Origin of the sequence: Leisingera sp. JC1, assembly GCF_001679925.1 — a bacterium.
In the GTDB taxonomy this organism is placed as follows: domain Bacteria; phylum Pseudomonadota; class Alphaproteobacteria; order Rhodobacterales; family Rhodobacteraceae; genus Leisingera.
Genome location: NZ_LYUZ01000136.1, coordinates 124,986 through 140,617 on the forward strand (window position 1 = coordinate 124,986; position 15,632 = coordinate 140,617).

General features: G+C 64.0%; 16 protein-coding genes. 7 read left to right on the forward strand and 9 right to left on the reverse strand.

The window, feature by feature from the left end:
- Positions 1–15: 15 nt before the first annotated feature.
- Both A9D60_RS22545 and ald read right to left on the reverse strand, forming a co-directional pair.
- Positions 16–612: a LysE family translocator gene (locus A9D60_RS22545; protein WP_065269662.1), complete on the reverse strand. Its 597-nt coding sequence runs from the start codon at positions 610–612 to the stop codon at positions 16–18.
- 141 nt (positions 613–753) lie between these two features.
- Positions 754–1,872 (reverse strand): alanine dehydrogenase, encoded by a 1,119-nt coding sequence (gene ald / locus A9D60_RS22550; protein WP_065269663.1) that lies wholly within the window; start codon positions 1,870–1,872, stop codon positions 754–756.
- 139 nt (positions 1,873–2,011) lie between these two features.
- Here ald and A9D60_RS22555 point away from each other — a divergent pair, with 139 nt between their 5' ends.
- Positions 2,012–2,470, forward strand: coding sequence for an Lrp/AsnC family transcriptional regulator (locus A9D60_RS22555; RefSeq protein ID WP_008556791.1), 459 nt, complete (start codon positions 2,012–2,014; stop codon positions 2,468–2,470).
- 68 nt (positions 2,471–2,538) lie between these two features.
- Here A9D60_RS22555 and A9D60_RS22560 read toward each other — a convergent pair whose 3' ends face one another.
- Positions 2,539–3,378: a CPBP family intramembrane glutamic endopeptidase gene (locus A9D60_RS22560; RefSeq protein ID WP_141118020.1), complete on the reverse strand. Its 840-nt coding sequence runs from the start codon at positions 3,376–3,378 to the stop codon at positions 2,539–2,541.
- 193 nt (positions 3,379–3,571) lie between these two features.
- On the opposite strand from A9D60_RS22560, the gene ppk2 reads away from it, so the two are divergent.
- Complete coding sequence (gene ppk2 / locus A9D60_RS22565) at positions 3,572–4,489, forward strand: polyphosphate kinase 2 (protein WP_019298245.1); 918 nt, start codon at positions 3,572–3,574, stop codon at positions 4,487–4,489.
- Positions 4,490–4,557: 68 nt separating this feature from the next.
- Here the strand turns inward: ppk2 and A9D60_RS27295 are convergent, their stop codons facing one another.
- Complete coding sequence (locus A9D60_RS27295) at positions 4,558–5,688, reverse strand: CAP domain-containing protein (protein WP_065269664.1); 1,131 nt, start codon at positions 5,686–5,688, stop codon at positions 4,558–4,560.
- 727 nt (positions 5,689–6,415) lie between these two features.
- Entirely contained in the window at positions 6,416–6,622 is a 207-nt protein-coding gene (gene rpsU, locus A9D60_RS22575) for a 30S ribosomal protein S21 (protein WP_005614280.1), read from the reverse strand.
- Positions 6,623–6,738: 116 nt separating this feature from the next.
- Here rpsU and A9D60_RS22580 point away from each other — a divergent pair, with 116 nt between their 5' ends.
- The gene (locus A9D60_RS22580) at positions 6,739–7,440 is read left to right on the forward strand and encodes a COQ9 family protein (RefSeq protein ID WP_065269665.1); all 702 of its coding nucleotides are present in this window, start codon (positions 6,739–6,741) and stop codon (positions 7,438–7,440) included.
- Positions 7,441–7,688: 248 nt separating this feature from the next.
- Here A9D60_RS22580 and A9D60_RS22585 read toward each other — a convergent pair whose 3' ends face one another.
- Positions 7,689–8,069 carry a VOC family protein gene (locus A9D60_RS22585; RefSeq protein ID WP_065269666.1) on the reverse strand — a complete coding sequence of 127 codons (381 nt, stop codon included), beginning with the start codon at positions 8,067–8,069 and terminating at the stop codon, positions 7,689–7,691.
- Between the two features lie 39 nt (positions 8,070–8,108).
- On the opposite strand from A9D60_RS22585, the gene A9D60_RS25755 reads away from it, so the two are divergent.
- Both A9D60_RS25755 and A9D60_RS22595 read left to right on the forward strand, forming a co-directional pair.
- Positions 8,109–8,654 (forward strand): winged helix-turn-helix transcriptional regulator, encoded by a 546-nt coding sequence (locus A9D60_RS25755; RefSeq protein ID WP_083194322.1) that lies wholly within the window; start codon positions 8,109–8,111, stop codon positions 8,652–8,654.
- Positions 8,655–8,872: 218 nt separating this feature from the next.
- Positions 8,873–9,856 carry an NAD(P)H-quinone oxidoreductase gene (locus A9D60_RS22595; RefSeq protein WP_065269668.1) on the forward strand — a complete coding sequence of 328 codons (984 nt, stop codon included), beginning with the start codon at positions 8,873–8,875 and terminating at the stop codon, positions 9,854–9,856.
- 63 nt (positions 9,857–9,919) lie between these two features.
- On the opposite strand, the gene A9D60_RS22600 is transcribed toward A9D60_RS22595, so the two are convergent.
- The 3 genes from A9D60_RS22600 to A9D60_RS22610 all read right to left on the reverse strand — a co-directional run bounded on the left by A9D60_RS22600 (position 9,920) and on the right by A9D60_RS22610 (position 12,171).
- Positions 9,920–10,777: a DUF2189 domain-containing protein gene (locus A9D60_RS22600; RefSeq protein ID WP_065269669.1), complete on the reverse strand. Its 858-nt coding sequence runs from the start codon at positions 10,775–10,777 to the stop codon at positions 9,920–9,922.
- A 134-nt stretch (positions 10,778–10,911) separates the two neighbouring features.
- A complete protein-coding gene (locus A9D60_RS22605) occupies positions 10,912–11,448 on the reverse strand; it encodes a hypothetical protein (protein ID WP_141118021.1) in 537 nt (178 codons plus the stop codon).
- A 75-nt stretch (positions 11,449–11,523) separates the two neighbouring features.
- Positions 11,524–12,171, reverse strand: coding sequence for a ribonuclease T2 family protein (locus tag A9D60_RS22610; protein WP_065269671.1), 648 nt, complete (start codon positions 12,169–12,171; stop codon positions 11,524–11,526).
- Positions 12,172–12,317: 146 nt separating this feature from the next.
- Between A9D60_RS22610 and A9D60_RS22615 the strand changes: the two genes are divergently transcribed.
- Together A9D60_RS22615 and A9D60_RS22620 are read left to right on the forward strand one after the other, a co-directional pair.
- On the forward strand, positions 12,318–13,088 hold the full coding sequence (locus A9D60_RS22615; RefSeq protein WP_065269672.1) for a DUF1013 domain-containing protein: 771 nt from the start codon (positions 12,318–12,320) through the stop codon (positions 13,086–13,088).
- A gap of 326 nt (positions 13,089–13,414) precedes the next feature.
- A complete protein-coding gene (locus tag A9D60_RS22620) occupies positions 13,415–15,568 on the forward strand; it encodes a response regulator (protein WP_065269673.1) in 2,154 nt (717 codons plus the stop codon).
- Positions 15,569–15,632 lie beyond the last annotated feature (64 nt).

A 15,632-nucleotide genomic window follows, 5' to 3' on the forward strand; every position in this document is an offset into this window, starting at 1 on the left:
CACACGCCGCATGCCTCAGGTCAGCAGCATCCAGATCGCGACCGCGGCCAGCACGGCACCAAACAGAAGGTTCAGCCAACGTGCGCCGCCCGGTGTCTGGAAGAGCTTGGCAATGCTGCCGCCAGCCAGCGCCCAGGCCGAGAAGGCCAGAAGGTTGTTGAGGGTGAAGATGGTCGTAATCAGCAGCACCGGCCACAGGCGCGGTGCCTCTGCCGGGGCCAGGAATTGCGAGAACATCAGCGCGATGATCACATAGGCCTTGGGGTTCAGCACCAGCAGAACTGCGCCATCTGTGAAACTGGCCGCCCGTGCCTGCTGCGCGCCTTCCAGCGCTCCGGCCCGGACCAGTTTCCAGGCGAGCCACAGCACATAGAGGGACCCTGCGGTCTTGAGTGCTGCAAACAGCTGCGGCGCCTGGTCCATGGCGGTGACGAAGCCAAGCCCGATTGCCGCCGTCACGACCCAGGTTGCCAGGTGATACCCCGCGTTGGCCGGAACCGTGGCTGCAAAGCCGAAACGCGCGGCATTGGCGGCAAAGAACAGGTTGCCGGGGCCGGGGCTGTAGGCGAGCGGGAACAGGAATACGATCAGGGCAGCAGTGGTCTGGAGCATTCGGGAAACCTCATTGAGAGGTTCCAGAAAGGCCGCTTCCGCCGGTCAGGTCGATCCGGTTCTTGCGCAAACCGGGTCAGCAAAAAGCCCCGCCGGACTGGCGGGGCTTTCTGTCTGTTCTCACTGTCCGTTGGCGCGGGCTTACTGCTTCAGCGCCAGTTTCGGCGACAGCACGTCCAGGCCCAGGGCCTCGCCCACGGCGTAATAGGTCAGCTGGCCTGCGTGCACGTTCAGGCCGTTCAGCAGGTGCGGGTCGTCCTCGCAGGCCTGGCGCCAGCCTTTGTTGGCCAGGTTCAGCATGAAGGGCAGGGTCGCGTTGCCCAGGGCCTGGGTTGAGGTGCGCGCCACGGCGCCCGGCATGTTGGCGACGCAGTAGTGCATGATGCCGTCGACTTCATAGATCGGGTCGGCGTGGGTAGTTGCCTTGGAGGTCTCGAAGCAGCCGCCCTGGTCGATGGCGACGTCCACCAGCACTGCGCCCGGCTTCATCTCGGACAGCTGTGCGCGGGACACCAGTTTCGGCGCTGCGGCACCAGGGACCAGAACCGCGCCGATCACCATGTCAGCCTCGCGCACCAGCTCAGCGGTGGCGCCGGCGGTGGAGTACTGGTTCTTGAAGGTGCGGCCGAAGACGTCGTCCAGATACTTCAGGCGGGTCAGCGAGCGGTCGAGGATGGTGACATCCGCGCCCATGCCGGCCGCGATCTTGGCTGCGTGGGTGCCGACGACGCCGCCGCCGATCACCACCACCTTGGCCGGGGCCACACCGGGCACGCCGCCCATCAGCACGCCGCGGCCGCCATTGGCCTTCTGCAGGGTCCAGCTGCCGACCTGGGGTGCCAGGCGGCCAGCCACTTCCGACATCGGCGCCAGCAGCGGCAGGCCGCCGCGGTCGTCGGTGACGGTCTCGTAAGCAATTGCTGTACAACCGCTTTCCAGCAGGTCCTTGGTCTGCTCCGGATCGGGTGCCAGGTGCAGGTAGGTGAACAGCAGCTGGTTTTCGCGCAGCATCTTACGCTCAACCGCCTGCGGCTCCTTCACCTTGACGATCATGTCGGCGGTGGCAAAGATTTCCTCGGCGGTGTCCAGGATCACGGCACCGGCGGAGACATAGTCCTCGTCGGTGAAGCCTGCGCCCATGCCGGCGCCTTGCTGGATGACAACCTCGTGGCCGCGCAGGACGGCCTCGCGGGCGGCGTCCGGGGTCATGCCGACGCGGAATTCCTGCGGTTTGATTTCGGTGGGGCAGCCGATTTTCATGTGAGTATCTCCTCAAAACTCTCTGCGGTCATAATGCCGCAGGCAGCCCGGAATGTGCTGCTTATTTGGGCAAAATAAAAACATGCCTTTCGAAGATTCTTCGCGTATATTAGCGGAACACAGCAAGGATCTTCGCAAAATGTCGCTGGACGAAACAGATCGTCGCATTCTCTCGGTGCTGCAAAAGCAGGGGCGTATCTCCAACGCGGACCTGTCGGAGCGGGTGAACCTGTCCGCCTCGGCCTGCCACAGGCGGGTGCAGCGGCTGGAGGCGGAGGGTTATATCCGCGATTATGTCGCCTTGTTGGATGCGCGCAAGATGAACGTGCCGTCGACGGTGTTCGTGGAGATCACCCTGTCCGGTCAGGCGGATGAGGTGCTGGATGCGTTTGAGAAAGCCGTGTCGCGGATTCCGGATGTGCTGGAATGCCACCTGATGGCAGGCACCGCTGACTACATTCTCAAGGTGGTGGCGGAGAACACCGAGGATTTCGCCCGAATCCACCGCCAGCACTTGGCGCGGCTTCCGGGGGTGGCGCAGATGCAGTCGAGCTTTGCGCTGCGCACGGTGTTCAAGACCACGGCACTGCCGGTCTGAAGCGGGATTCCGGTGGGGTGACATGCGTGCACCCCCTGTGCACCCCCTGTACACCGGTGCGGCAGATTTCAGGCCGGGCCGGGGTAGGTGAACAGCACGAGGTGGGTGAGGTTGAAGGCAAAGTGCATCGCCACCGGCACCCGGAACCGCCCAGTGCCCCAATAGCCCAGCCCGCAGGCCAGCCCCAAGAGCGCGGCAAAAGCGGCCACCGCGGGACCGGCGCCGATGTGGGCGAGGCCGAACAGCAGGCTGGCGGCGGCGATGCCCGCGGCAGGCCCGAAACGGCGGCAAAGACCCTGCTGCAGGTAGCCGCGGAAGAAGGCTTCCTCTGCCAGACAGGTGAGCAGCAGGTTTGAAGCCACCCACAGGGGGAGCCAGTCAGGCAGCGACGGCTCCAGTTCCAGCGCGCCGGTCAGGAGGGCCAGCGGCAGCAGCGCGGCAAGGAGTAGCAGGCCGGACAGGAAGGCGGGTTTGCCTGCCGGATCCTGGCGCTGCAGCAGCGCAGGCCAGGCCAGCAGTAGGGCGAAGAACACCAGCGGCTTGTCGAGGTTCAGGTGCAGGGAGTACGGCGCGCTGGCGGGACCGGCCTGCATCTGGTCCAGGATCAGAAGGTTGTGCACTCCTGGCAGCAGATGTGCGCCAATCGCCAGCGACCACAGCACCAGTACCGCGTGGCCGATGAGCGCGGCCGGGCCGCGGGTGCGGGGGATGAATGCGGCAAGCAGCAGGCCGGCGGCCATCGCCATCAGCGCGATTGGTTCCAGATGCCCGAGGGCCAAAGCAACACCGCCGAAGGCGGCAAGCAGGGCAAAGGCCGGCCCGTGCTGCCCGCACCAGCCGGCAGCAAGCGCCGCCATCAGGATCAGCCAGGGCCAGGTTTGCGGCAGGGTGGATAGAACAAAGCTCATGGCCTGCACATAATCCGCTCATCCGGCAGTTTTCCAGCCGGTTGTGCTGCGGTTCTGCGGCTTTTGCGCTTGAACCTGTCCGGGATTTCCGCTTGCCTTGAGGGAAGCTGCAGGCGGGCGGGTGACATCAAGCCGTCACATGGCGCCGCTAAAAAGCAGGCTTTGCACCACCTGACAAGGAAGGAACCCGCCCGTGACCCGCGAATTTGAAACCGCCTCCCTCGACTGGCTGGAAGCGGAGCTGCAGGACACGCTGGACGAAGACATCGAGATCGAGTTTTCCGAGCCGATGCTGAGCCAGGAGATCCGCAAGGTCTACCGCGAGCAGCATCCTGAAATGCTCGACCGGCAAGTCTATTTCCGCAACCTGCTGCGGCTGCAGGCGGAGCTGATCAAGGTGCAGGACTGGGTGCAGCACACCGGCGCCAAGGTCTGCATTCTGATGGAAGGCCGAGACAGTGCCGGCAAGGGCGGGGTGATCAAGCGGATCACCCAGCGGCTGGACCCGCGGGTTGCGCGGGTGGTGGCACTGCCGGCGCCGAACCGCCGCGAGCAGAGCCAATGGTATTTCCAGCGCTATGTGCCGCATCTGCCCGCAGGCGGCGAGATCGTGCTGTTCGACCGCTCCTGGTACAACCGGGCGGGGGTCGAGCGGGTGATGGGCTTTGCCAGCGAGGACCAGGTCGAGCAGTTCTTTCAGGACGTTCCCGAATTCGAGCGGATGCTGGTGCGCTCTGGCATTATCCTGCTGAAATACTGGTTCTCGATCACCGATGAGGAACAGCAGCTGCGGTTTTTGATGCGCATCCACGACCCGATGAAGCAGTGGAAACTGTCGCCGATGGATCTGGAGAGCCGGATCCGCTGGGAACAGTACACCAAGGCCAAGGAGGCGATGTTCAAGCGCACCAACATCCCTGAGGCGCCCTGGTACATTGTCGAGGGCAACGACAAGAAGCGCGAGCGGCTGAACTGCATCGAGCACCTGCTGACCAAGATCCCCTATGAGGAGGTGCAGCATGAGAAGGTCGAGCTGCCGGACCGCAAGTACAACCCGGACTACGAGCGTCAGGTGCTGCCGGATGAGCTGTATGTGCCGAAGATCTACTGAGGCCTGACCGGCACGGAAAAGGGGCGCCGCGGCGCCCCCTTTGGTGTTTGCCCGGCGGGGATAAGGGATCAGAACAGGAAGTCGCCGGAGCTGAGGTCCTGTTCCGTGATGCCAGTCAGCAGCATGCTGTCGCCGTTGCCGTCTGTGATCAGCAGCCCGTTTGCGGTCTGGCTGGTGTGATTGGTCATCAGGTCGCTGAAGCTGGTGATGCCATCGGCCGGCCGGAGGTTGATGCGCTCGCCAGAAATGCTGGGGTCAAAGTCGGCAACCGTGTCGTCGCCGGAAGAAAACACAAAGAGGTCTCCGCCGCCGCCACCTGTCAGGAGGTCATTGTCGTTGCCGCCGTTCAGCGTATCGTTCGCAGCGCCGCCCCACAGCTTGTCGTTTCCGTTGCCGCCGTGAAGCGTGTCTCTGCCATTGCCGCCCCAAAGCCGGTCAAACCCGCCGTTGCCCAGGAGGCGGTCATTGCCGCTGTAGCCGTAAACCTTGTCATTACCGCCGTCGCCGCTAAGGTCGTCGTTTCCGTTGCCGCCGTCCAGGGTGTCCGAGTGCGCGCCTCCCCGCAGCGTGTCGGCTCCGTCACCGCCTGACAGCGTGTCACTGCCGTCGTTGCCGTTGATGATGTCGCCTCCTGAGCTGCCCGTCAGCTGGTCGTCGCCCGCCAGGCCGCTGAGGGTGCCGGCGCTGGAGAGAACAAGGACATCATTGCCGCTGGTGGGCTGGCTGCCGCCGCCGGAGCCGGTGTCGAGCTGCAGCTGCGCGCTGGTCTTGGCGAAATTCTGGGTCACCATAACTGCGTCCCAGCCGTCAAAGTTGCCCTGTTCGATCCCGATGCCGATGACCTCGACGTTGGCGTTCAGGATATTGGCGCGGTGGCCGGGGCTGTTCATCAGCGCGTTGTGCAGGTCGATGACGTCATCGGCGAGGCCGGGGGCGCCGCGTTCGCTTTGCCAGGCGATGTTTTCCGCCCAGGTCCAGCTGCCGGAAAAGACAAATCCTGCGTCCTCCATCCGGTCGCCTGCGCTGGAGCCGCCTGCGCCGGTGTGGGAAAACACATCCTGCTGCAGCATCCAATCGCTGTGATCCTCGGCGGATTCATTGAGGCGCAGCTCCAGCTGAACCGGATTGAGCCCGCGCGATGTGCGCTCCGCGTTGATCAGATCGAGCATCTGACGCTCGAGATCGCTTGCCTGTGACATTGTAAACTGCTCCGTGAGTGAGCCGGCTGTGCGGCGGTGCCCTGATCCGTTAACGAATTTTCAGGGCGTAAAAAGGGCAGCAATGTGCAGGCGGCGCTTAACGGCAAAGCTCTGCCCGAAGTGCGGTTATGGTACGCGGATTCCTGCGTATCCGGCCTGAAACCCCGCCTGCAGCGCGGTTGCGGGTGCCGCGGCGGCCGGAGGCCGGCTGGCGGGTGAGGGGCAGTATCCGGGATTCGGGGGGGGCGCCAGAGAGGTCCAGGGCAGCGGCGGTGAACGGGGAGGGCAAACGAACCGGACGCTGCCGGGGGGAAATGGCAGCGTCCGGAAAAAATGGAAACCCTGAAAGATGAGCCTTGTTTGCAGGGACCAAGACTGGCGCCGGTTACAAGGGGGAAGCGCCGCTTGCCCAGGGTTTCGGAGAACCGGGTGTTCCAATCCCGGCCGGCGGGGCAATGGTTAGGGAAACGCAACTGATCTGCCCTGCCGTGAATCTGTGTATAGCAGAAGGTGGCAGAGAAATACACCCTAAAGATGTATTTGTGGTCAATTTGACATTTTTACGTGTGCCGTTCGAGGGAGCCCGGCACGGCGCGGTGCGCGATCAGCCGAAAGAGGTGCCACAAATGACAAACCCCCGGGCAGGGCCGCGGGGGTTGTCTGATCTTTTAGCGGCGGATCCAGGGACCTGCCATAGTGCTGTCCAAAGCTGGAGAGCGGGGCCGGCTTACAGCAGACCTTCGCGCTGGGCTTTCTTGCGTGCCAGTTTACGGGCACGGCGGATCGCTTCAGCTTTCTCGCGCGCTTTTTTCTCGGACGGCTTCTCGAAATGTTGCTTGAGCTTCATTTCACGGAAGACGCCTTCACGCTGCAGCTTTTTCTTCAGGGCACGAAGCGCCTGATCGACGTTGTTGTCGCGAACACTAACCTGCATGTGGTTTTCACCACCTTTCTAAGTTGAGTTGCAAGGATTTGCAGGAGGTGGCCGTATAGCAAAGCGCGCATATTTTGTCTAGTAGGGTATCAGGACGCTGCCAGCGGGAGGCTGAGATGACCAAGGACCACGATCACGCACCGGACGGTATCAAGGATAAACTGCTGGATGCGGCGCTGAATCATGTGCCGTTTGACGGCTGGTCGGAGGTGACGTTCCGCGCCGCCTGCCAGGATGCGGATGTGCCGGAGGTGCTGGCCCATGCGGTCTGCCCGCGCGGCGGTGTCGACCTGGCGCTGGCGTTTCACGCCCGCGGCGATTCGCGGATGCTGGAGCGGCTTGAGGCCGAGGACCTGTCGGGGATGCGGTTCCGCGACAAGGTGGCGGCAGCGGTGCGGTTCCGGCTGGAAGCGGTCGAGGACAAGGAGGCGGTGCGCCGGGGCACCACGCTGCTGGCGCTGCCGCAATATGCCGGCGACGGCGTCAAGGCGATCTGGACCACCTGCGACCTGATCTGGGACACACTGGGCGACGGGTCGGACGATCTGAACTGGTACACCAAGCGCGCGACGCTGGCAGGTGTCTATTCCGCCACCGTACTGTTCTGGCTGGGCGATGACAGCCTGGAGCATCAGGCGACCTGGGATTTTCTCGACCGGCGCATCGATAACGTGATGAACTTCGAAAAGCTGAAGGCCGGTCTGCAGAAGAACCCTCTGTTGAAACCGCTTCTGGTAGGGCCGAACTGGCTGGCCGAGCAGATCAAGCCGCCGAAGGGGCGCGATGATCTGCCGGGGTCGGTTGATCCGCGGCGCTGAGGGGGCAGGCACGAGGGCGGATGCCTGTCTGCTGGCGGCACCAGGCTTGCCGTCGACCAAAACGCACATGCGTGCATCTTGCTGCGGATGGCGGGATAGAGCCCGGAGCGGCGAATGCTGCGAAGGCTTTAGGCGGCTGCTATGGGGGCATATCCGGCGACTGCGGATGAACGTTCGTGCCGTGAGGTGCAGCTGAAGCCGTGCCTGCCGGAAGCAGGCACGCCGCAGAGGCTTAAGAAATCCGCGTGTTACTCAGTTCCGCCGGTCAAATCCTGCGCAAGCATCAGCGCATTGCCGTCGAGGTCGTAGAAAGTCGCGGTTTTGACCATGCCCTCGACGACATCCGTCTCGCCATCAAATTTGACGTTGGCCTGCTCCAGTTTCTGCCGGGCAGAATCCAGATCAGCGATCCCAAAGACTGGCACGCAGTTGCCGGGTGCTGGCTTGGTGTGCTCGCCAAGGCCGATAGCAACACCGGGCGTGTTCGTCCGAAGCTCGGACCAGCCCGCCTCATCAGCATGATAAAGCAACTCAAATCCCAGCATGGTTTCGTACCAGTTTGCGCTCGCGTGGCGATCCTTGACTGACATTGCAATGGTGATGGTTTGGTCGACTGCAATCAGTGACATGGGCTTTCCTTATGACTAAAAATATACTAACTATACTTTATGGACATTGGAGCACTTGTCAACATCACGTCGAAGGCTTGGGCGATGCCTATACTCTCGTGCCTGCATTCGGGCATTGCCGGACGGCAAGCGCCCCTGCTGGCCGCGACGGGAGCAGGCAGGACCGCCTTTGCGCAAAGCATGGATCACCTGATCGAAATCGGATTGATTGAGCGAAACCCTGGGTATGGTCATCCGCTGCGCCCGGAATTCCGCCTTACGCAGCCGGGGATTGCGGCGGCGGCCATTGCCCATAAAATTCACGGTGTTTCGAAAAAGGAAGATCAGCCTTTGCTGCGCCGCTCATGGACTTTGCCGGTTCTGACATCGCTCCACACACCAAGCCAATTCAGCGGCATCAAGCGAACCCTGCCGGCGATAACAGACCGGGCGTTGTCGCAATCATTGAAATCCATGGAGGCAAGGAATTGGGTGTGCCGCAGCGTGGACAGTGCCGCCCGCCCGCCGAGGTCCATTTATTGTGCGGTGAACACTGGCGGCCGGATCAGCAGGCTTATTGCACCTGAAATTAGCTTCAATTTATAGAAACGGTTGTTGGTTGAAAGATGGCGGCAGTCAGGAAAGTCCGCACCGCTGCTCCAGTACCGGCCGAAGTTCTGTGTCAGCATTTGTAATGCCGCTCTGACAGATGCCTGCTGCCAGCGCGGCCACTCCGCATTCCGCCCCAACTGCGGCGCCTTTGCTGTTTGCGCTCACTCTGCCGGATGCTAGGCAGAGGGCAAGGATCAGGAGGATATCAGCCGATGACAGAGATGATGCGCGCGGTGGAGATCACCAAACCCGGGGGGCCGGAGGTGCTGAAGATGTGCGAGCGCCCGGTGCCGCAGCCGGGCCATGGCGAGGTGGTGATCAAGGTGGCCTATGCCGGGGTGAACCGTCCCGATGCGCTGCAGCGCGCAGGTGCCTATGATCCGCCCAAGGGCGCCAGCGATCTGCCGGGGCTGGAAGCCTCGGGCGAAGTTGTGGCCGTGGGCGCAGGCGTCAGCGGCATCGCGGCAGGCGATCAGGTCTGCGCGCTGCTGCCGGGCGGGGGTTATGCGGAATATGTGGCAACGCCGGCGGTGCATTGCCTGTCAGTCCCGGCGGGCATGGACCTGAAACAGGCGGCGTGTTTGCCGGAGACCTTCTTTACCGTCTGGTCCAATGTCTTCACCCGCGGCGGGCTGAAGGCCGGGGAGCGGTTCCTGGTGCATGGCGGTTCATCCGGAATCGGCACCGCCGCGATCCAGTTGGCCAAGGCGTTCGGGGCGCGGGTGTTTGCGACTGCGGGATCGGATGAGAAATGCCGGGCCTGTCTGGACCTGGGTGCGGAGCGGGCGATCAACTACCGCAACGAGGATTTCGTCAAGGTGCTGCGCGACGAGGGCGGCGCCGATTTGGTGCTGGACATGGTAGGCGGCGACTACATCCCGCGCAACGTCAAGGCGATGGCCGAAGACGGGCGGCTGGTGCAGATCGCCTTTCTGCAAGGCCCCAAGGTGGAGCTGAACTTTGCCTTGATGATGGTGAAACGGCTGACCCTGACCGGCTCCACCCTGCGTCCGCAAAGCGATCTGGCCAAGGCGCAGATTGCCCGGGATCTGCGCGAGGCGGTCTGGCCGCTGTTGGAGGCAGGCAAGGTGGCACCGGTTATGGACAGCGAATTTGCGCTGGAGGACGCAGGTGCGGCCCATGCCCGGATGGAAAGCTCCGGCCATATCGGCAAAATCGTTCTGAAGGTGGGCTGACGGTCTCAGGCCGTCACAGAAAAGGGCCGGCGGATGAGCCGGCCCTTGTTTATCTGCAGGTGTTCACTCCACCGCGCGGCGGTACAAATGCCAGGTCGCATGCCCCAGCACCGGCACCACGATGATCAGCCCGGCCAGGAAGGGGATTGATCCGACGATCAGCGACACGCCGACAATCACGCCCCAGGCCATGCAGACCATCGGGTTCTTGCGCAGGACCTTGATGGAGGTTGCCACCGCCACTGGCAGGCCGACGTGGCGGTCCATCAGGAGCGGGAAGGACACCAGGCTCATCGCCAGGGCGGCAAAGGCAAAGACCGCGCCCAAGATGCCGCCGCTGATTGACATGATCCAGCCCTCGCGGGTGGTCAGCACGTCGCCGATGAAGCCCATGACGGAGGCCGGCGGCTCCGGCCCCAGGGTGCGGCTGTAGATCATGTCTGCCGCCACCAGCCAGATGATGAACAGCGCCGCCAGATAGAGGCCCAGCACCAGGATGGCGCCAAAGGAGGGCGAGCGGATCACCGCAAAGGCATCCATCCAGCGGGTCTCCATCCCGGCCTCGCGGCGCGAGGACATCTCATAAAGCCCGACCGCCGCCACGGGGCCAAGGATGGCAAAGCCCATGATCATCGGCACAATGAGCGGCAGGAGGTTCATCGACAGGCTCATCACAATGAGGGCGATGCCGATGATGGGATAGAACAGCACCAGGAACATCGCGTCCGAGCGGCAGGCGGCGAAATCCTCCAGTCCGGCGGCCAGCGAATGGATGATGTCATCCATGCTGAGCTTGCGCGCCTCGGGCATCGCCCGGGCGCCAGTGCTGCGCATCTCACCGACCGTTTGGCCAACGTGGTGGGAGGTGGTCTCTGCACCCTGCAGAAGCCAGCTGAGCGGGTTACCGATTGTTTTTGCCATGCGCATCCTCCTTCTCGCTGACCAAAACGGAGTGCCGTTCAGGCAGGGCCGGGCGCGGCACAAGGGTAATTGTAGCACGAAACGCGGCGATTTCCGCTTCACAGGCTAATTACTGCCGGTAAAATTGTCTTGGATCAGTTCAATGCGCCAAGACGGGCGAGAACCTCGTCAATTGCATCCACTTCGGTTTCGCAAAGCAGCTTGGTGACCTGTGTGCCATGACCCCCGAAAAACGTCTGGACATAGTGGCCGCGCCAGCCCGTTCCGGAGCATCTTTTCAGAAACAGCTGGTCGTTGCCGCTGTAGTTGATGTGGTGGCGCCCCAAGGAAAACTCACGGTAGTTTGAATTGAACTCCGCCACCCCGGCAAAGGGCGAGAAGCCTTCGAACCCCTGAGCCAGAAATGGATCCTCAAAATACACGGCCTCGCGGTTTTCTTCTCTGAATAAGACCTCCAGGCGGCCGGAGTGGTCCAGCACGTATTCAAAGATCAGGGAAGCGTCTGCGGGAAATGTGCTGCTGTGCCTGGCCGGCAGGCCGGTTTGGGAGCCATTCAGGGCGGCATTGCGGCTGCCGGCTGCGAGACAGGATATGCGGCCTGCGATCAGGCCGTCCTGCGCAAAGGATGGCGCTGCAGCAACTGTCAGCAGAAGCGCAAAGAGGAGCCGCATGGTCATTTCTCCTGCGGCACATTCTAGCAAGCTGGCGCCAGTATGTCACCGGTCCGCCGAAGGCAGCAGGCGGTCTCAGCGCACAGGCGCAAAGCGGGCGTTCTTCAGTGTGCAGTCCCTGATCACGTCCCGCCCGCAGGGCACCGGCTCCAGTGCCTTGGACAGGCAGATGCGGGCCTCCTGGATTGCGCCGTCGCGGCAGGTGATGGTCAGGCTGTCGCGGCTGAGGTCCGGATTTTCCTGCAGAAAGGCCTGCTCCACAACGGCGGCGGGCAGGGTCACGGGCTTCTCGAGCCTGCGGAAGGCGGCGGGGCGGGTGACGCGCCCGTAGACCGCGCGCATCGCGGCGTAGTAGTCCCGCGCACTGAGGCCGGAGCAGGTGCCGTGCTTCTTCCACTGGTGCCAGGCGAGCCCTGGGCTGCCCATGATGTCCGCCATGTCCCGGCTCATCGCGCGGCTCGGCGGGGCCTCTGCCGTGCGGCAGTAGCTGGGCCAGCCGCGGTGGTACTGGGGCCAGAGGCCATGCAGGGTCCAGCCATGGTCGTGACGGGCATCGCATTGGTCCGCATTGCGCGCGTCGCCTTCCTGCGCGCACCAGTTCGGCGACCAGCTGAGCGACAGCACGTAATAGTCGAAGTCGCCCGCAGGTTCGCCGTCCGCCGCCGTAAGCACCGGCAGCAGGGTCAGAACAGCCGCAAAAACACCTGTGAACAACTTGCGCATTGGCCTCTTTCCTTATGCATCGATGCCGACTATATAGAGCGGAAGTTCCCCGACAACGGAAACCTGCCCCGGATCGCCGGGGACGCCATTTCAGGCGGCGGGAGAGATGTATCCGGGGATCAAAGGTGTTTTAAGGAGATGAGCACATGGCAAAACCGTTGATGGCCAAGGCAACCGCCGTGTGGCTGGTGGACAATACCACGATCAGCTTCAAGCAAATCGCGGATTTCGTGGGCATGCACGAGCTGGAAATCCAGGGCATCGCCGATGGCGAAGTGGCGGTGGGCGTCAAAGGGTTCGACCCGATGGCAAACAACCAGCTGACCCAGGAAGAGATCGACAAGGCGCAGGCCAATCCGCTGCACAAGCTGAAACTCAAGTTCAACCCGGCCGCGGCCGGCGAGGAAAAGCGCCGCGGCCCGCGCTACACCCCGCTGTCCAAGCGCCAGGACCGTCCGAACTCGATCCTGTGGCTGGTCAAGTTCCACCCGGAACTCAGCGACGGCCAGATCGCCAAGCTGGTGGGCACCACCAAGCCGACCATTCAGTCGATCCGCGAGCGCACCCACTGGAACATCGCCAACATGCAGCCGATCGACCCGGTGGCGCTGGGCCTGTGCAAACAGTCCGAGCTGGACTCTGCCGTGCAGAAGGCTGCGGCCAAGAAGGCAGCCGAAGGCGGCGTGATGAGCGACGACGAGCGCCGTAAACTGGTGTCGACCGAGCAGTCGCTGGAGATGGACGCCGAGCCGAAGATCCCGACCGCGATCGAGGGTCTTGAAACCTTCACCCTGGGCGGCGGCCTGAATGACGACGAGGAAGAGAAGAAGGAAGAGGACGTCCTGGACGCCGACAGCTTCTTCAACCTGCCCGCGGGCGGCGACGACGAGGACGACGACGAGGACAGCCGCTTCTGATCCGGACCTGTCCGTCCTAGGCCGGCCAGCCTGTCCGGCAACTGAATAATCTGTAAAAAGCCGCAGATCCGATGCTCCGGATTTGCGGCTTTTTCTGTTAGAATTGAGTCTCAATCATACAAGATGTTGACTGCGCACGGGTTGATCGCGCAGCATGATGTTGCGGCGCAGCCATGTTCCAGGCTGCCTGTTGAATTGAGCACTGCAGAGGAAGCCTTTGGGTATAAGGGGGCGGCTCCGCGGCGCGGACGGACAGTGTTTTGTGAGTGTGCCAGGGGTCCGGACCCGGGAGGGGCGGCCCGTGCGGGATGGCAGGAGTATTGGTTATGGACGCATCCGGGGGTGCGGCGCTTGGGGTAGGCAGCCGCTTGGATCTGGAAGAACTGGCGGGCGCAAGCGGCGCCGGGTTCTGCCAGGCATTTGCAGATCAGATGGCGCAGGGTTTCGGCGCGGATCTGGTCACAGTCAGCGCATTGCGGATCCGCCTGGGCGAGCACCTGAAGGTGGTGGCCAGCTGGTTCGACGGGATGCAGCTGGGGGATTTCGAATATGACGCGCGCGGCGCGCCTTGCCGGGACGTGGTGCGGCGCGCCGCGCTGCAGGTGTTCCCGGACCGGGTGCAGCAGCTGTATCCGGAAGACGCGATGTTCATCGAGGAAAACATCAACGGTTACGCAGGAGTGCCCCTGCTGGATGCCGCGGGCGCAGTCGTTGGCCTGGTGCAGGCGGCCTGGCGGCAGCCGCCAGGGGCCGCGCTGATGGCAGAGGCCGCGGCTGCCATGCAGCGGTTTGCCCCGCGGCTGGGGGCGGAGCTGGCCGGGATGCAGGAGACTGCGGCCCTCGCGGCGCTGGCCCGGGGGGCGGGGGCTGGCAGCCTGTCGCCCCAGGCGGCGCTGCGGCAGCTGGCGGTTCAGATGCAGCGCGCCTTCCGGGTGCGCAAGGCTTTCATCGCTGAATGCACGGCTGACAGCCCTGGCACCTTCCGGGTTCTGGCTTGCTGTGACGGCGGGAAGGCCGCCACGGGCGGCGGGGAGGAGGGGCTGATGGCGTATGAAGGCGCCCCCTGCGCGTTCTTGCAGGAGGGCGAGCCCTTCCTGGTGCCGAAAGGCCTGCAAGAGATGTTTCCGGCCCAGGAAGGGTTCCGGGCGCAGGGGCTGGAATCGTATTTCGGAATGCCGCTGCGCGATGAAGGCGGGCAGCTGATTGGCCATTTTGCGCTGCTGCACGACGGCGAAATGGCCGCAGGCATTCAGAACAGCCGCTTGATCGGCGTGTGCGCCGAGCGGGCCGCGCAGGAGTTGTGCCGCCGCAGGGCGGAGCGGCGGCGGCGGCAGGCGGAACAGGCGCTGCTGCTGCGGCGCAAGGCCGAAAGCCTGGGGCTGCTGGCGGGCACCATCGCGCATGAGTTCAACAATCTGCTGGCCGGGATGCAGGGCCGCAGCGAGCTGGCGCTGGCACATCTGGAGATGACGCATCCGGCAGCGGCGGATGTGCAGGCGGTGAAGGCAGGGCTGCAGGATTCGGCCCGGCTGATGCGGCAGCTGCTGGGCTATGCAAGGGGCGGCGGCCCCCCGCAGCCGGAGGCCTGCGATCTGAACAGGATCGTCCGCGAGACGCTGACGCTGGTGCCGCCAGAGTGCAAGCTGGGCAAGGCGGTGGTGCTGGACCTGGAGGCGGGGGAACTGACCGCCCGGATGGATCCGGCCCAGGCGGGGCAGCTGCTGATGCAGGCGGTGCTGAATGCAGTGGAGGCGATCGGGCCGGGGGCCGGCACGGTGACGGTCTCCACCCGGCGCAGCTGCCTGGGCACGGCAGAGCGGCGGCGGCTGCTGGCGGGGCGCAGGATGCCGGCGGGCCCCTGCGCGATGCTGGAGGTGCGCGACACCGGCGGCGGCATGGGGCGGGACACGGTGGCGCGGATTTTCGATCCGTTCTTTACCACCAAGCCCGGCGGCCGAGGCCTGGGGCTGGCGGCGGCGATGGGCATCATCAGCAGCCACCGGGGCGGGCTGGCTGTGGACAGCCGGGAGGGCGGCGGCAGCACCTTCCGTTTCTATTTCCCGGCCTGCGACGCGGCGGCGGTTCAGGCCGCCGGACCTGCCGCGGCGCCAGAGCCGCGCAAAGGGCAGGCGCGCCGTATTCTGGTGGTGGATGACGAGGACACCGTGCGCCGTGCTGTCGCAGGATTGCTGAAGCTGCGCGGCTGTGAGGTTGCAAAGGCCGATGGCTATGACACGGCGCTGGCGCTGCTGCAGTCACAGGGGCCTTTTGACGGTGCGGTGATTGACATGAGCATGCCGGGGCGCGGCGGCTGGGAAACATTGTCCCGGCTGCGGCAAATTCAGCCCGGGCTGAACGCGGTGATGATGAGCGGCTTTGCTTTCAGCGCCGCGCAAGCGGGTTTTCCGGAACTGGACGGGGTTCAGGTGCTGGACAAGCCGTTCACCAAGGAAAAGCTATATAAGGCGCTGTTCCGGTAGAGGCAGCCCGCAGGCCGGGGCGCGCCCGCGCCTGCAGGTGCCCCTGCGGGCCCCTTGGCAGCCT

Excerpts from the sequence above, each read along its gene's own strand:
- A9D60_RS27295 (WP_065269664.1), bottom strand. The coding sequence starts at position 5,688 with ATGTCACAGGCAAGCGATCTCGAGCGTCAGATGCTCGATCTGATCAAC.
- rpsU (WP_005614280.1), bottom strand. The coding sequence starts at position 6,622 with ATGCAGGTTAGTGTTCGCGACAACAACGTCGATCAGGCGCTTCGTGCC.
- A9D60_RS22585 (WP_065269666.1), bottom strand. The coding sequence starts at position 8,069 with ATGTCACTGATTGCAGTCGACCAAACCATCACCATTGCAATGTCAGTC.
- A9D60_RS22595 (WP_065269668.1), top strand. The coding sequence starts at position 8,873 with ATGACAGAGATGATGCGCGCGGTGGAGATCACCAAACCCGGGGGGCCG.
- A9D60_RS22615 (WP_065269672.1), top strand. The coding sequence starts at position 12,318 with ATGGCAAAACCGTTGATGGCCAAGGCAACCGCCGTGTGGCTGGTGGAC.
- A9D60_RS22600 (WP_065269669.1), bottom strand. The coding sequence starts at position 10,777 with ATGGCAAAAACAATCGGTAACCCGCTCAGCTGGCTTCTGCAGGGTGCA.
- A9D60_RS22605 (WP_141118021.1), bottom strand. The coding sequence starts at position 11,448 with ATGCGGCTCCTCTTTGCGCTTCTGCTGACAGTTGCTGCAGCGCCATCC.
- A9D60_RS25755 (WP_083194322.1), top strand. The coding sequence starts at position 8,109 with ATGGACATTGGAGCACTTGTCAACATCACGTCGAAGGCTTGGGCGATG.
- A9D60_RS22620 (WP_065269673.1), top strand. The coding sequence starts at position 13,415 with ATGGACGCATCCGGGGGTGCGGCGCTTGGGGTAGGCAGCCGCTTGGAT.
- A9D60_RS22580 (WP_065269665.1), top strand. The coding sequence starts at position 6,739 with ATGACCAAGGACCACGATCACGCACCGGACGGTATCAAGGATAAACTG.
- A9D60_RS22555 (WP_008556791.1), top strand. The coding sequence starts at position 2,012 with ATGTCGCTGGACGAAACAGATCGTCGCATTCTCTCGGTGCTGCAAAAG.
- A9D60_RS22610 (WP_065269671.1), bottom strand. The coding sequence starts at position 12,171 with ATGCGCAAGTTGTTCACAGGTGTTTTTGCGGCTGTTCTGACCCTGCTG.
- ald (WP_065269663.1), bottom strand. The coding sequence starts at position 1,872 with ATGAAAATCGGCTGCCCCACCGAAATCAAACCGCAGGAATTCCGCGTC.
- A9D60_RS22545 (WP_065269662.1), bottom strand. The coding sequence starts at position 612 with ATGCTCCAGACCACTGCTGCCCTGATCGTATTCCTGTTCCCGCTCGCC.
- A9D60_RS22560 (WP_141118020.1), bottom strand. The coding sequence starts at position 3,378 with ATGAGCTTTGTTCTATCCACCCTGCCGCAAACCTGGCCCTGGCTGATC.